Source organism: Bartonella sp. AC158YNML (assembly GCF_042196725.1).
GTDB lineage: Bacteria > Pseudomonadota > Alphaproteobacteria > Rhizobiales > Rhizobiaceae > Bartonella.
The window spans coordinates 94,794-108,905 of the sequence record NZ_JBHIQU010000005.1; the positions used below are offsets into that span (position 1 = coordinate 94,794).

Genomic DNA, 14,112 nt, shown 5'->3' on the forward strand with positions numbered 1-14,112 from the left:
TAAAAAAAACATTGACTTATACGGACAATTTATCGTTGTGAATGTTAAATGAGACAATCGAAGAAGTTTTTCGATTGCAAACTTTTTTAGAGTGAATCGATAAAATATACTCTTGTATGCCATAAAAAAATTACCGCATGTGGATAAAAGTTCTTTAAAGAGTCGTAAAACGCTTCTTATGGCCCCTCTTAAGAGCTAAAATTTGTTAAAATTTTATGCTGGTCAATAAAATAACAGGGTGGTTTGTATCTATAATTTAAGTGAAAATACTGGTGTTCGAGATTTTAAAGGTGGTTGTTTAAAATGTCGTCATCGAATGAATTTTGTACAGATTTTCTTATTTCTGTAAAAGTGTAAAACGTGGAACCGTGAAAAAGGAAGCTGCGATTTTATGCGTGGTGTATGCTTTTGTCATGGCATGGAATAGAGGGGAGAAAATGGGGAGTGGGGGGCGGATGAAGAGTCTGGGAATGGAGAGGTTGGGATGAAAAGGCGGCGTGTTGATGGGAGTGTGTGAGAAATGGAGGATGGAGAGAGAGGGGAGAAGAGTTTGCGGATGGAATGGAAAGCCCGAGATGAAGAGGAGGGAAGGCGTTGGCTCGAGAAGAGAGGGAATGGGGGAGAGTATTAACAGGTTAGGATGGTGTGTCCAAGAGGTGGTGGTGGGATGAAGGGATGAAGATGACGTAAGGATGTAGGACTTGCTTATCGTGCCTGATGAAACAGCGTTGTTTGGAGGAGGGATGATCTGAAGTTTGTAAGGGGGATGGGTAAGAAGCTGGGGTGTAGAGCGGTGTTGATAGAGCAGCGTGGAGGGGTGAGCGTTTCATTGGGCTTTGTTCTGTAAAGGCGTAAAGGCGTAAAAATGTGGAACCGTGAAAAAGGAAGCTGTGATTTTATGCGTGGTGTATGCTTTTATTATGGCATGGAATAGAGGGGAGTGGGTGGGCGGATGAAGCGTCTGGGAATGGAGAAGTTGGGATGAAGAGGCGGCGTGTGGATGGGAGTATTTGAGAAATGGGGGGGAGAACAATATAAATGGAGAGTGACTTAGATAAAGTGTATTGGGAGAGAAAATAAAAAAATGGGTGCAGGATGGAAGGGGTGCGTAAAGGATAGAGTGAGGGGGTGGAACATGTTGTGAATGGGTGTGTGAAGAATGGAGGATGTTTTGAGAAAAGGAGAGAAGGTTCTTATCGGGTATGGAGGAGGTGCTTTTATCTGTTTGAGCGGACAATCTTTCGGTTGTGGAAGGCGAAGGAGAGAGAATGTTGGAGGGCTCTTGGATTGCTTTTAAGTCGTGGAGGATGTTCAAAGGCATTAAAAAAAAGGTTGATGGAGGCGAATATTGAGCGGAATTTCTCGTTACTCTATACGAGATTATTATAAAAATTGGAGAAAAGTGGTGGGTAAAATTTGAGAGGATAAAGTTTTGTTTTTCCAAAGTGTGGCGTGACATTTTTGGGAAACGTGAAAGAAAAACCTTTTCCTTCTTGTTGAATTTTTATTCACAAACTTAAGAAAATAGGGTATGAACGCTGAAAAATAACGCGCAGCTTAACAAAATATGCGCACTGTAAAGGAAATGATTGTTTATGTCAAAAGAAGAAGTTTTAGAATTTTCTGGTATCGTTACTGAACTCTTACCCAATGCGATGTTTCGTGTAAAACTGGAAAATGATCATGAAATTATTGCTCATACCGCTGGAAGAATGCGAAAAAATCGTATTCGGGTGTTAGTGGGGGATAAAATCATGGTGGAAATGACACCTTATGATTTGACAAAAGGACGCATTACGTACCGTTATAAGTAATGGACGGCTTGCGCTTTTTTGTAAAAGTCATAATATTATTTTTATATTTTTTAACATCTCTTTGAAGTTGCTTTTTATGTGTGAAAAAGGTGAGCGTTTAAAGGACATTGAAAAATTGTAAAATCAACGCGGAAAAAGGATAAGGAGATCCATGGCGCTTAAAATGGGGTAAGAGCAAAGCCGATTGTGAAGGGGTGGAAATGAAAAACATAAAAGAGTGGGGGAAAAAGCATTTGGCAGAAACTCTTGCGCAAGAAATTTATTTGGTGCTTGCCTCCGCTTCGCCACGGCGTTTGGCGCTCTTGGCGCAAATAGGGATTGATCCCCAGCAGGTTTATGCAAGCGATATTGATGAAACGCCAAAATTAAAAGAACATCCTGCAAACCTTGCCAAACGTTTGGCAAAAGAAAAAGCGCTGAAAGCCCAAAAAATTTTGCGCTGGTACAGTCAGAATGGTCAAGACGAGTTGCAGAATGTTCCCCAAAAATTGTCTGCGCAGAAAATGATTATCTTGGCGGCTGATACGGTGGTGGCTGTTGGCCGGACCATTCTCCCCAAACCAGAAAGCGAGGATGAGGCTTATGAATGTTTACGATTCCTTTCTGGACGGGCGCATAAGGTCTATGGTGCCATTTGTGCGCTCAATGAACGTGGAAAAATAACCGTAAAATTGGTTGAAAGTCGTGTTCGTTTTAGACGCTTAACCTCTGCTATGATGAAGGCTTACCTTGCTTCAGGAGAATGGCAAGGGAAAGCGGGGGGCTACGCTATCCAAGGAAAAGCAGGGGCTTTTGTTGTTCATATCACGGGTTCTTATTCTAATGTTGTGGGATTGCCTTTGGCTGAAACAACCGATCTCTTGACCGCTTATCACTATCCACTTTTTACTCACTGGGCTGAACAAACGCATTAGAAAAACTTTAAGGTAAGATCAATGCAAGGTGAAAAGCAACAAAAAGAGAAAAGCAAAAATGAAAAAAAAGCAATAGAAGAAAAGTTAATGAAGAAGTCAATGACAAAGGTGTGTCAAGAACAAAAAGAGCTAAATTTACAAAAAGAGACCCGTCCTCCGCATCCTTGTCCTATTTGTGGTCAGATGTCACAAAAATCTTCTTATCCTTTTTGTTCCACACGCTGTCGAGCTATTGATCTTAATCGTTGGCTTTCAGGCGCTTATATCTTACCACCCCCACCACAAGTAAGTGATGAAGAAGAATAAAAGGGGTATTCCTCTTGAGAAAAGAACGCTAAAGCGTTTTTGTGTGGGAACTGAAGGGGAGGCGCGCGCGATTATCCTATATCAATGTATTTAAGGGCTGGATTAACGGCTTGCTTATTATCGTCATTCGCAAAGACGCAGATTAAGTTCAATCAACGATGGATGTTTTAATACATATCTAAGACTTATTTCCAGAGGTTTTGTTTACCATGGATAATTATAAATTGCTTTGTTGCAGGAAGGTTGTTGGTGCCTTTAGGGTGTGAGGGAAAAATTGATAGTCCAATCAGTATTGCTAAGGAAAAAAGAGGGGCGCGTGTTTTGGTGCAAAGAGATGGGGCAATAAAAAATCGCTTGTTGGTGCTTTTGCTGGGTAATGGCTTAGTGTCCTTTGGGGGGTGGATTGATTATATCGTGATTTTGACCGTATCTGTGTTCACGTGGAAAGCTGATCAATATAACATCCCTTTGATTGGAGCGGCAACATTATTCCCTGGTATCATTCTGTCTACGCCAATTGGAATGTTGATAAATCATCGTTCTATAATCCATTGGTTGTGTGGGCGTTACTGCTGTTACGGGCACTCTGTACTGTCATTTTATTAATGGCGATGAGTCTGCAAGGATTTATTATATTGGCAGTCATTCGAGCAACATTCAATAGTATCACTATTCCAGCAATTTCTGTTCTCAGTGCAAATTCTGTTCCTGAAAAAGAACGGAACCATTATGATTCTGTGCTTAACATGATCAATAGCGCAGCAAAGATGATAGGACTTGCTTTGGGGAGTGCTCTGTCTGTCCTTTTATCAGATACCTATACTTTATTGTTTTCGGGATTTTTGACATTCCTAGGCTTTATGGTATTTTGTTGTCTTGGTGCACAACCTGTCTCGTCACTCATGATAAAAAAGCAATCCAAAGAACGTTGAGCTATATCCTAAATCATCAGGTGTGAATAGCAAATACCATGAAATTACAGCAGAGACTTTATGGGACAGCTTGGTATGCTTATGTGGGGGTGATATTCATTTATTTTGCCATGGTCTTTATGGTGAATAATCAGTTGCTCGTTATTCTCAGCACAATGAAAATGAATCAACAAGCTCTTGGGATGCTGGTATCCGCTTCAGCGATTGGTAATTTTCTCTATGGGTTTTGGAGTCTGAAAAAATCAAAGCATAACCCCCTTACAGGAAAAATATCGGAGTTGTTAATGCCAGCCATGTCAACAATGGTTTGTTTTGCCGTGATTTCGGTGTGCTTTTTTTACTTTGATTTACTCCATATTGAGACTTTGTTGCTTTGTTTTTTCCTCATTGGAATGGTCAGTGCTCGCTTTTTCATATCTTCTAACATTTATCTGGTAACCCATTTCAATGAACAAATTGGGATCGCTTCCGGATGGGTGTAGTCTGTACAAAATTTAGCTATGTTGGTGGCGCTCTTTGTTGGAGCATTTGTTTTAGGTCATACTTCGGCTGGAAAATTGTTCCTTCTTTCTGGATGGATTGGATTATGCTGTTTATTGGGGATCAGGATGTTGGTGAGCAGTTTGTCGTCCGTTGTTTGTACTGAATGATTGGCTCGTCAACTCAGTTAAGTGTTTTAACTCATTTTTCCTAGCTTCAAGGAGTATGAAGGTAACACAACATAAGGGTGAATCAGTTTTTTAATGCTATAGCGTTAAATTTAACTCATTATGTGGGGGGAATAAGATTCTGGGAGTTTTTGTTATGTTTAAGTGCTTCTCAGCTCTAAAAGCAAAAAGCTAACTATAATTCAGTACTTTTAGACTCCCGGAATACCAATGCGAGAGGGGGGGGCGCACTCAGTTGGGGAGGTAAACGTGCGAGATAAAAATCCGCATTCTCATGATATTTTTATAAGAAAAAAATTTGTTGTAGCAGAAACTTCATGGGAAATTCTCAAGAACAATTGGGGAAAAAAATTAGGCGTAAGCTTCCAACAAATCCAAAAATATGAAAAAGGTATAAACCGTGTAGAAGTTGGACGTTTGCTGGAAATCGCCAATATATTCGATGTTCATATCTCCTTTTTATCCTATGCTATAACACACCGTTGTTTGAGGGCGGCGATATCAGGCATGGGAAACTTTAGGTGGGGGATGGATTGATAACTGATGGGGCTCCTTTGCTTCAGTAAAGGTGGATGATGTGCAAAACGCACTGCTTTGCCATTTTTTTAGATGATGAGCGTTTTTCTGTTTTAGAATTTTTTGAATAGCTTTTTTAAAGCAGTTCGTGTTGGTCGCATTTTTGTCGATGGATAATGGATAAGGTAGTGGCGCGTGATCACTTCAATATATTTCACTTACCTTATTATGCCGTAAACACTGTTCGTTTGAGGAGAGGCTCTGAAGTTTGTAAGGGGGGCTGGGTAAGAAGCTGGGGTGTAGAGCGTTGTTGATAGAGCAGCGTGGAAGGGTGGGCGTTTCATTGGGCTTTGTTCTGTAAAGACGTAAAGGCGTAAAAACGTGGAACCGTGAAAAAGGAAGCTGCGGTTTTATGCGTGGTGTATGCTTTTGTCATGGCATGGAATGGGGAGAGAAGGTTGGGGGGCGTGGATGAAGAGTTTATTAAGGGGGGAAATTGGGATGAAGAGGCGGCGTGTGGATGGGAGTATTTGAGAAATGGGGGGAACAATATAAATGGAGAGTGACTTAGATAAAGTGTATTGGGAGAGGAAATAAAAAAATGGGTGCAGAATGGAAGGGGTGCGTAAAGGATAGAAGTGAGGGGGTGGAGCATGTTGTGAATGGGTGTGTAAAGAATGGAGGATGGAGAGAGAGGGGAGAAGAGTTTGCGGATGGAATGAAAAGCCCGAGATGAAGAGGAGGGAAGGCGTTGGTTTGAGAAGAGAGGGAATGGAGGAGAGTATGAACAGGTTAGGATGGTGTGTCCAAGAGGTGGTGGGATGAAGGGATGAAGATGACGTGAGGAGGTAGGATTTGCTTATCGTGCCTGATGAAACAGCGTTGTTTGGAGGAGGGATGATCTGAAGCTTATACTTTAGGGTATTGGCTCTATTGGTGAATAATGTTGGTGCCTGCGTTTTTGCTTAATCAGAAATCAACCACAAGATTGCCTTCTGTTTTTTTGGTTTGAGCTCTCTAAAGTTTTTCAAAAGAGTGTGTTCTTTTTCGCTATAGGTGTATTGGTCGTGGTGTAAGAGAGTTTCTTTTGTGGGAAGATCTTCTTTTGTGGCAATGTCTGCATAAAAAAAGCTTATAGGGATATCCAGTTTTTGGGCGATTTTGAGTAAACACCCTACGCTTACACGATTTAAGCCTTTTTCGTATTTTTGGATTTGTTGAAAACTGACACCTAAATGGCTTCCTAATGCTTTTTGGGAAAGTCCTATTGAAATGCGTCTGTGACGGATTCTTTTGCCTATCAAAATGTCGATAAAATGTGGATTTTTAGTTGGCACTTCAAGCCCCCCCTCCGGTTGCGAGCGCCCTCGCATTGGTATTCCGGGAGTAACAAGTACTGAGTCCGAGTCAGCATTTTGCTTTTAGTGCTTGTGGCACTTGGACATAGCAAAATCTCCCGGAATCCCGGGATACCCACAAAAGTAGGTTCAATTGTACGCTCGGACTTAGGGCTTGTCTTCCCTCTTGATCGCTGCGTAGACGACCAAAATTACACTTTAAGTGATAAAGTAATTTCAGAAGATTGGCAAGAAAAATGAAAAATTTTCTATTCTGTTATACCGTAAAACGGCGCTATTTGAAGGGGGAGTGAAGAGCTTGAATATTCATGATAGGGCTTTGATTTGTTGAGCCTGATGAAGTGCTGTCGTTTGAGGAGGGTAGTCTGAAGACTGTAAGGGGACTAGGCAAAAAGCTGGATTCATTTTCAGAGCAGTGTTTACAAAGCGGTGTGGGGTGGTGATGTGGAAATTTTATTTGTCTGATTTCTGTGAATATGTAAAAGCTTTAAAACGTATATCCGTAAAATAATGCGGAGGATTTGTACTGTGTGTATGCTTTTATCATGGCGTGGAATATGGTCAGAGAACTATAGGGGGACGCATTTGTGAATGGAGCGGGGAAGCTGGGATGAAAAGGGGTGTTAAGTGCGTTTTCTGGAGAAGAGTATGTGGAGAATATTGGGAGGAAGGGCTTATTTGTCTTGTTTGATAACGCCTCTTTTGAGGGGTGGTGATAATTATATGAAGTGATCAGTAGTCCTTCCCTGGATAAGAAGCTGGATTGTTTACGGACCAGTGTTTATCGAGCGGTGTGGGGTGGTGAATCTTTCGTTGGCTGTTTTCTGTGAATGTGTAAAAGCGTAAAAATGTGAATCTGTAAAAGTGAAGTGGAGGATTTATGGATTTATGCATTGTGCGTGTTTTGGGGTTACGTTGGGCTTTTGTCTGGCATGGATGGGGTGAAATAAATGGGGGGGTGAAGAGACTGTGAATTGAGGAGGGAAGCTGGAATGAAGAGTGCTGTAAGTTGTAAGTGTGTGACGGGAAAGAAAAAGGGGGGCGTGGAATGGAGAGAGTGCCTATGGACAAAGGGAGGGCGTGGATAAGAGGCGGGGTGGTGTAAAGGATGCGGTAAAGGATGGTGTGAGGGTGATAGAAGAGGGAGGTGAGGAGATAGAGAGGAAAGGGTGTGGGGTTTTGAGAGAAGGTGAAGGTGGAGAAAATGCCCTGAAAGTATGGTGATGAGGTGAGCTAAAGGGGACGATGGGATGAGAGCAGGGCTCGAAAAAATAACTGGGAAAGGGAGCCGTGGTGGGGAAATGAAAAAAACTTCCTCCCCCCATTTATTTTTAAAGGGGAGTGAGGGGCTTATCAAGAAGAAAAAAGTTAGTTTTTTTTCATAATTTTCCAAGTTTTTCCATCAGACATATACATAATCTTTTGGCCTGTGGTTATCTTTTGTGTGCCGTGAGTGGTGTGAAGCGTAGAACTAGAAGCCGCTAGATGATCTATAAAGATTGATTTCCACTTAAATGAAGCAGGAGATGGAAAAGAGATATTGGGTGCCCAAGAACGATCTTTTGAACGAATAACGACAAGCTCTTTTTGTTTCAAGATGTTAGAAATTGTTTCTGCAGACAGATCTTTCCCATTGGAAATGGGGACTTCTGGTTTAGCTGTAGGCGAGGCTAAACCTCCAAAGTCGCTTATACTTGTCATACAAAAAGTGAACGTACATGATGTTTGGATGAGGTCAGAATCTCGACACTTTCCTTGATTAGAAACTTTCAGAGTCCCTTCGTATAGCTTGTTTTGTTTTAAGCCATTAGGATCAAAAAAAATCGAACTTTGCGGACTTAAATCATAACAGGAGGAAAGATGTCTCTTCCAACGAGAATGGTCTTCAACAAAACTTGAAGATTTACGGAGTTTGCCAAATGTATTTGGTACTTCTATGGTCCCAATATTCACTTTTTTACCCGTTGTAAAATCGACTACTTTCGCTGTAACTAGATTCTCATTTTTTTCAACATATAATCGATATCTGCGTCCCATTTCCCATGGAAACTTGATTTCACATCGTACTCCTGAACCTTCCTGAGTAAAATGCTTACATGTATTACCCTTCCATCCCGTTGCATTCCAGATAGAAAAATGAATGGTACGGCCGCTCCTGTTGAAAAAACCAATTTGTCCACTTTTTCCGTTTTGGAATTCAAATTTATTTCCCCAGAAATAGATGGAGTTAGGCCCACCATCGTAGTTTACTTGCTGGGTGAAAACAAATAGATCAAATAATGCATTCTCAGGCCATTCATGCTCTATTGTAATAACTTTGCCGGCAAAGATGGCATAGCTTGGTTTACTTATCAGAAGGAATAAAAGTATTAAAAGAATCTTTTTTGCAATATGGTACATACTCAAACTCCTTTATTTTGATAAAGACAGTATAAGTTTATAAATATTAAAGCTTATACTCAATGTTTTGTTAAGTAAAAAGAGAAAAAGTAATTTTGACTTTTACTCTAAACTATATGCTGTAAAGACTGCTTTGTTTTAAATGTTTTTGCGTGCTCCTTTTCTGCTGTTCAAATTTAAGTTTTAATGGTGGAGTTTGTGGGTGAGAGTTTAAAAAGGGGAGTGATGATGTGGGGTATAAGAAAAGTTGCGGTTTTTATTTAAAATGATAGCGTATTTTTTTTCTCCCTCTTGCTATGAGGCTTGTAGAAACCCATATTCTTTTTAGCACTACGGTTCTTCTTCATGCTGCTTTTTCCGCGGTGTTTTTTAGAGGCTGGATAATCCTTTCTGGATGTTTCTTTTGTGGAATATTGGAGAGGTTAAAGTGTGGTGATGGCTTGAGGTTTAAGGAAAAAAAATGAACTTGGAAAAATATAGCGAACGCGTACAGGGTTTTTTACAATCAGCACAAAATAGCGCTCTTGCTTCTGATCATCAGCAGTTTATGCCGGAGCATTTCCTGAAAGTGTTGTTAGACGATTCTCAAGGATTGGCTGCATCGCTTATCCAAAACGCTGGTGGTGATCTTACTCTTATTCAAAAGGCGCTAAAAGAAGCACTTGATGCTTTGCCTAAAGTGCAAGGGGGAAATGGACAGCTCTATCTTTCGCAGCCATTGGCAAAAGTTTTCGCGCTGGCTGAGGATATTGCGAAAAAAGCCGGTGATCAGTTTGTGACCGTGGAGCGCATGTTGCAAGCGCTGATCATGGAAAAGACCGCAAAAACAGCCGATATTTTAACAAGTGGAGGATTGACCCCGCAAGCGCTTAATCGGGCAATTAATGCGCTGCGGAAAGGAAAAACAGCAACAAGCCCCCATGCCGAAGGACAATATAATGCCTTGCAAAAATATGCCCGGGATCTCACAAAAGATGCACGCGAAGGAAAACTCGACCCTGTTATTGGACGAGAAGAAGAAATTCGACGCACTATTCAGGTGCTCTCACGGCGGACGAAAAATAATCCCGTGTTGATTGGTGAGCCTGGGGTGGGGAAAACAGCTATTGTGGAAGGGTTAGCTCTGCGCATTATCAATGGCGATGTCCCTGAAACTTTGCGGGATAAACAACTCTATGCGCTCGATATGGGAGCGCTTATCGCTGGTGCAAAATATCGTGGAGAATTCGAAGAACGTCTCAAAGCAGTGCTGGCAGAGGTGCAAGCCGAAAATGGACAAATTATCCTCTTTATTGATGAATTGCACAATCTTGTTGGAGCAGGAAAATCTGATGGTCCTATGGATGCGTCTAACTTGTTAAAGCCTGCTCTTGCACGCGGAGAACTCCATTGTGTGGGTGCTACTACGCTCGATGAATATCGAAAATATGTCGAAAAAGATGCTGCTTTGGCACGCCGCTTCCAGCCTGTCTTTGTACCTGAACCCTCTTTGGAAGATACTATTTCTATCTTGCGCGGTATTAAGGAAAAATATGAACAACATCACAAAGTGCGCTTGGCTGATAGTGCTTTAATTGCGGCCGCGCGTTTGTCTAACCGCTATATTACGGATCGCTTCTTGCCGGATAAAGCTATTGATCTTATCGATGAAGCGGCGGCACGTTTGCGTATGCAGGTCGATTCAAAGCCGGAAGAACTCGATGCTGTTGATCGGCGTATTTTACAGTTGAAGATCGAACGGGAAGCTTTGAAAACAGATGTCGAGCCAACAGCAAAAGAACGGTTGAAAAATGTGCAGGAGGAACTGAAAACATTGGAACAACAGTCCGCTGAGATGACAAGTGCTTGGCAGGCTGAGAAACAAAAATTAGGGCATGCTGCTGATTTGAAAAAACAACTCGAAGAAGCCCGTAATGCTTTGGCTATTGCACAGCGTGATGGACAATTCCAACGCGCTGGAGAACTGGCTTATAGTGTCATTCCTGAACTCGAAAAACAATTGAGTATCGCGGAAAATGATGACCAACAAAATCATCTCGTTGAAGAAACGGTTACAGCTGAACATGTGGCGCGGATTGTTTCGCGCTGGACCGGTATTCCTGTTGATCGAATGCTGGAGGCAGAACGGGAGGCGCTGTTGCGGATGGAAGATGAAATTAGCAAACGTGTGATTGGGCAGGGAGAGGCTGTTCAAGCTGTTTCTCGTGCTGTACGGCGTGCGCGTGCGGGGCTGCAAGATCCTAACCGTCCGCTGGGGTCTTTCATGTTCTTGGGACCTACGGGGGTGGGAAAAACCGAGTTAACCAAAGCTCTGGCCGCTTTTCTCTTTCAAGACCCAAATGCCATGTTGCGTATTGATATGTCGGAATATATGGAAAAGCATGCTGGGGCGCGGCTGATTGGGGCACCTCCTGGATATGTTGGATATGAAGAAGGGGGCGTGCTGACGGAGGCTGTACGTAGAAGACCTTACCAGGTCATTCTGTTTGACGAAATTGAAAAAGCACACCCTGATATTTTTAATCTCTTGTTGCAAGTGTTGGATGAGGGACGCTTGACGGATAGTCAAGGACGTACCGTTGACTTTCGAAATACCTTGCTGATTATGACTTCTAATCTTGGTGCTGAGTTTTTAACTGCTTTGCCTGAAGGGCAAGCAACAGATCAGGCAAAAAATGATGTTATGAATGTCGTCAAAGCCGCTTTCCGTCCTGAATTTTTAAACCGTATTGATGAGATTATTCTCTTTCAAAGGCTGCAACGTCACGATATGGAGGCTATCGTTGATATTCAGATACAACATTTGCAAAATCTACTCAATGAACGCAAAATAACTTTGCAAATCGAGCCAGAGGTGAGAAAATTTCTTGCCGATAAGGGCTATGATCCGCTCTATGGTGCTCGTCCGCTTAAACGGATTATTCAAAAGGAAATTCAAGACCCTCTCGCAGAGAAAATCTTGTTTGGAGAAATTCACGACGAGACGGTGGTGACAATTGAAAAGCAAGGTGATCGGTTGGCGTTTTTACCTGAAACATAAATTTGGGAAAATTTACGGTATAAAGCGCAGTGATAATCTTATTATACCGTGCCTTCTTTTGAGGAAAGGAGACTGATCTGCATGCGTGGTTGGTAAGGGGAGCTTGCTGCAAGCCATTAGGCTTGTTTTCAGCGCATTGTTTGCAAATCGATGCGGGATGGAAGCGGTGCTGGGTGGGGTGCTTTGGTCTTTGAGAGGGAGTTATTTTTGAGAACTGGACGTGGGATTGTGGAGCGGTGGTCGGTGTCTTAATATATGTTTTATGTTGCTGAAGAAAATTGCCAAATACAGATCACTTTTACATGGGTAGACTTACATGGGGGGTAGATTGGCGGTTACAGTAATAATACAGATCTTGTTGGTGTTTTGAATATATTGTCACGTAATACTCACTAGAACGCTCTGCGTATTCTTAAGCAGGACTTGTCTGTCGCGCCTTTTAAAGTAAACTGTTATGAGTCTGAAGCCAAGAAGAACCCGCCCAAGAGAAGCCGAATTGTGCACAGAATGGTGTTGGGTGCTCCCCCGTTCTTTGAGGTGTAAGGAGGTGGTCAAGTCCTTTTAATATATATTTTTTTGTATGTTAAGTATAAACTTTGAGAGTGCTTGGAGATGGTGTCATTTTTTTTATTCCTGAAAAATTGATTACTTATCGCTTGATTGCAAACCAATAGGTTGTTAATACTTTTATTGATAAGCAAGGTTGCTCTTATTTCTGGTGTAAGAGCTTTGTCGAGAGAGAATGCGAGGGGAGTTAAGATGTCAAAATATTTATTACCGTTACCGCTTGTGTTGGTGGCGGGGTGCGCATCTATCAATAATTATTCATCAAGTTATGTTGTTCAAAATATTACGAAGGACGATATAAAATTAATTGCTAACGATTTTGTTCACAATCTTAAAAAACCTTTGCCGCCCGCTAAAACAACACTTATTGTGAAAAAAAGTAACACAGAAGACAACTTTACTCCTGTATTTATTGATCTGTTGCGACGGAATGGATATACCGTGATCTATACAGATCAACCAAAACAGCAAAACGGTGTCATTTTGACTTATAGAATAACGCGAATAGAGATAGGTATATTGTCTTTTGTTTCTTATGATTCAGATGGCGCAACACATTATTATATACGTACGTATAATAGATGATCCCCCCTTTGCCAGTGTGTCCAAAAAGCGTAGATCATCATGATGAGATGTTGGGGGAAACGGTGGGATTGAATTAACCTGTAAAAACTTACAGATGTAAAATTACATTATGCAGTCAATAAGGATCATTTGTCCAGCTTATAATTTCAAAGTTATGGGGACAAAAGATATTAATTTTTACTGCTCGCCATTCCTCATATTTTGTCTCAATCATAGAGTTTTTACCCTTTCTTTTATAGGAAATGACTTTTTGTCATGTAGTTTTGTATACTAATCTAAGGGTTAAATCTGATCGATAAAATTCCTATGGATTCTTTACAGAAATCTATTGTTGGAGATGCGGTTTGTTTTTATCAAATCGTTGTGTGGAGGGGGGACGTTTCATTTGGTTTTGTTCTGTAAAGACGTAAAAGCGTAAAAGTGTGGAGCCGTGAAAAAGAAGTGCAAGTATCATTCGCTTCTTGTCGGAACTTTCGCTCTTTGAGGTGTGGGGAGATTAGAAAATTCTTATGAGAAGATTATCGCAATATTGGTAATATGCTGGTTCTGGCGTGCTTCTTTTATGTAAGTGTAAAGAAGCTAAAACAAGGGATGACCATTTATTGGCGAATTTCCCATTATTATATCATGAGTGATTATATAATGAATACGCGCTTTCATGAAATGGGGAAAGCTGTAAGAGATATTTTTACAACTGTGCAAATAGAAACACAATGATGTTTTTTTTGGGCATCCTGTTTGCATAAGAGACAGAAATATGATAAAAAATGACAAAAATATTAAAAGAAAAATATAAAAACTTGACAAGGTAAATCTAAAAAGGTATCATAATGATACAATCGGAATTGTGCGTTTAAACCGGGTAAAGTCCATAGGTAAGATGATCTGGTGAGAATGGGAGATCTGATTTCTTTGTTGTTTGGATCTGATTTCTCTGTTGTTTGGATCTGATTTCTCTGTTGTTTGGATCTGATTTCTCTGTTGTTTGGATCTGATTTCTCTGTTGTTTGGA

The 14,112-nt window shown here is 41.2% G+C and carries 16 protein-coding genes; 13 read left to right on the plus strand and 3 right to left on the minus strand.

Annotated elements, in window-relative coordinates; all coding sequences use genetic code 11:
- Positions 1 to 1,595: 1,595 nt before the first annotated feature.
- The 10 genes from infA (at position 1,596) to ACFIM1_RS04400 (ending at position 5,886) form a co-directional block, all read left to right on the plus strand.
- Positions 1,596 to 1,814, plus strand: a complete 219-nt coding sequence (gene infA / locus ACFIM1_RS04355) for a translation initiation factor IF-1 (RefSeq protein WP_007346335.1) — start codon at positions 1,596 to 1,598, stop codon at positions 1,812 to 1,814.
- Between the two features lie 200 nt (positions 1,815 to 2,014).
- Positions 2,015 to 2,728 (plus strand): Maf family nucleotide pyrophosphatase, encoded by a 714-nt coding sequence (locus ACFIM1_RS04360; RefSeq protein ID WP_375608179.1) that lies wholly within the window; start codon positions 2,015 to 2,017, stop codon positions 2,726 to 2,728.
- Between the two features lie 21 nt (positions 2,729 to 2,749).
- The gene (gene yacG / locus ACFIM1_RS04365) at positions 2,750 to 3,034 is read left to right on the plus strand and encodes a DNA gyrase inhibitor YacG (RefSeq protein WP_375608180.1); all 285 of its coding nucleotides are present in this window, start codon (positions 2,750 to 2,752) and stop codon (positions 3,032 to 3,034) included.
- Between the two features lie 249 nt (positions 3,035 to 3,283).
- Positions 3,284 to 3,640 (plus strand): hypothetical protein, encoded by a 357-nt coding sequence (locus ACFIM1_RS04370; protein WP_375608181.1) that lies wholly within the window; start codon positions 3,284 to 3,286, stop codon positions 3,638 to 3,640.
- Between the two features lie 5 nt (positions 3,641 to 3,645).
- Complete coding sequence (locus ACFIM1_RS04375) at positions 3,646 to 3,966, plus strand: MFS transporter (RefSeq protein ID WP_375608208.1); 321 nt, start codon at positions 3,646 to 3,648, stop codon at positions 3,964 to 3,966.
- A gap of 38 nt (positions 3,967 to 4,004) precedes the next feature.
- Positions 4,005 to 4,448, plus strand: a complete 444-nt coding sequence (locus tag ACFIM1_RS04380; RefSeq protein WP_375609339.1) for a hypothetical protein — start codon at positions 4,005 to 4,007, stop codon at positions 4,446 to 4,448.
- Positions 4,439 to 4,612, plus strand: coding sequence for a hypothetical protein (locus tag ACFIM1_RS04385; RefSeq protein WP_375608183.1), 174 nt, complete (start codon positions 4,439 to 4,441; stop codon positions 4,610 to 4,612). The genes ACFIM1_RS04380 and ACFIM1_RS04385 overlap by 10 nt, the downstream gene beginning before the upstream one ends.
- Before the next feature lie 271 nt (positions 4,613 to 4,883).
- The gene (locus ACFIM1_RS04390) at positions 4,884 to 5,171 is read left to right on the plus strand and encodes a helix-turn-helix domain-containing protein (RefSeq protein ID WP_375608184.1); all 288 of its coding nucleotides are present in this window, start codon (positions 4,884 to 4,886) and stop codon (positions 5,169 to 5,171) included.
- A 368-nt stretch (positions 5,172 to 5,539) separates the two neighbouring features.
- On the plus strand, positions 5,540 to 5,716 hold the full coding sequence (locus ACFIM1_RS04395) for a hypothetical protein (protein WP_375608185.1): 177 nt from the start codon (positions 5,540 to 5,542) through the stop codon (positions 5,714 to 5,716).
- A 35-nt stretch (positions 5,717 to 5,751) separates the two neighbouring features.
- Positions 5,752 to 5,886, plus strand: coding sequence for a hypothetical protein (locus ACFIM1_RS04400; protein WP_375608186.1), 135 nt, complete (start codon positions 5,752 to 5,754; stop codon positions 5,884 to 5,886).
- Between the two features lie 229 nt (positions 5,887 to 6,115).
- On the opposite strand, the gene ACFIM1_RS04405 is transcribed toward ACFIM1_RS04400, so the two are convergent.
- Entirely contained in the window at positions 6,116 to 6,487 is a 372-nt protein-coding gene (locus ACFIM1_RS04405) for a helix-turn-helix domain-containing protein (RefSeq protein WP_375608187.1), read from the minus strand.
- Positions 6,488 to 7,588: 1,101 nt separating this feature from the next.
- Between ACFIM1_RS04405 and ACFIM1_RS04410 the strand changes: the two genes are divergently transcribed.
- Positions 7,589 to 7,732 (plus strand): hypothetical protein, encoded by a 144-nt coding sequence (locus ACFIM1_RS04410; RefSeq protein WP_375609340.1) that lies wholly within the window; start codon positions 7,589 to 7,591, stop codon positions 7,730 to 7,732.
- Positions 7,733 to 7,876: 144 nt separating this feature from the next.
- On the opposite strand, the gene ACFIM1_RS04415 is transcribed toward ACFIM1_RS04410, so the two are convergent.
- Positions 7,877 to 8,908 (minus strand): DUF3472 domain-containing protein, encoded by a 1,032-nt coding sequence (locus ACFIM1_RS04415; RefSeq protein ID WP_375609341.1) that lies wholly within the window; start codon positions 8,906 to 8,908, stop codon positions 7,877 to 7,879.
- A 460-nt stretch (positions 8,909 to 9,368) separates the two neighbouring features.
- On the opposite strand from ACFIM1_RS04415, the gene clpB reads away from it, so the two are divergent.
- Positions 9,369 to 11,948, plus strand: coding sequence for an ATP-dependent chaperone ClpB (gene clpB / locus ACFIM1_RS04420; RefSeq protein WP_375609342.1), 2,580 nt, complete (start codon positions 9,369 to 9,371; stop codon positions 11,946 to 11,948).
- 759 nt (positions 11,949 to 12,707) lie between these two features.
- Positions 12,708 to 13,100, plus strand: coding sequence for a hypothetical protein (locus tag ACFIM1_RS04425; RefSeq protein WP_375608189.1), 393 nt, complete (start codon positions 12,708 to 12,710; stop codon positions 13,098 to 13,100).
- Positions 13,101 to 13,879: 779 nt separating this feature from the next.
- Here ACFIM1_RS04425 and ACFIM1_RS04430 read toward each other — a convergent pair.
- The coding region (locus ACFIM1_RS04430) for a hypothetical protein (RefSeq protein ID WP_375609343.1) at positions 13,880 to 14,112 on the minus strand (233 nt) is incomplete at its 5' end.

Excerpts from the sequence above, each read along its gene's own strand:
- ACFIM1_RS04425 (WP_375608189.1), top strand. The coding sequence starts at position 12,708 with ATGTCAAAATATTTATTACCGTTACCGCTTGTGTTGGTGGCGGGGTGC.
- yacG (WP_375608180.1), top strand. The coding sequence starts at position 2,750 with ATGCAAGGTGAAAAGCAACAAAAAGAGAAAAGCAAAAATGAAAAAAAA.
- ACFIM1_RS04380 (WP_375609339.1), top strand. The coding sequence starts at position 4,005 with ATGAAATTACAGCAGAGACTTTATGGGACAGCTTGGTATGCTTATGTG.
- ACFIM1_RS04400 (WP_375608186.1), top strand. The coding sequence starts at position 5,752 with ATGGGTGCAGAATGGAAGGGGTGCGTAAAGGATAGAAGTGAGGGGGTG.
- ACFIM1_RS04385 (WP_375608183.1), top strand. The coding sequence starts at position 4,439 with ATGGGTGTAGTCTGTACAAAATTTAGCTATGTTGGTGGCGCTCTTTGT.
- clpB (WP_375609342.1), top strand. The coding sequence starts at position 9,369 with ATGAACTTGGAAAAATATAGCGAACGCGTACAGGGTTTTTTACAATCA.
- infA (WP_007346335.1), top strand. The coding sequence starts at position 1,596 with ATGTCAAAAGAAGAAGTTTTAGAATTTTCTGGTATCGTTACTGAACTC.
- ACFIM1_RS04360 (WP_375608179.1), top strand. The coding sequence starts at position 2,015 with ATGAAAAACATAAAAGAGTGGGGGAAAAAGCATTTGGCAGAAACTCTT.
- ACFIM1_RS04415 (WP_375609341.1), bottom strand. The coding sequence starts at position 8,908 with ATGTACCATATTGCAAAAAAGATTCTTTTAATACTTTTATTCCTTCTG.
- ACFIM1_RS04375 (WP_375608208.1), top strand. The coding sequence starts at position 3,646 with ATGAGTCTGCAAGGATTTATTATATTGGCAGTCATTCGAGCAACATTC.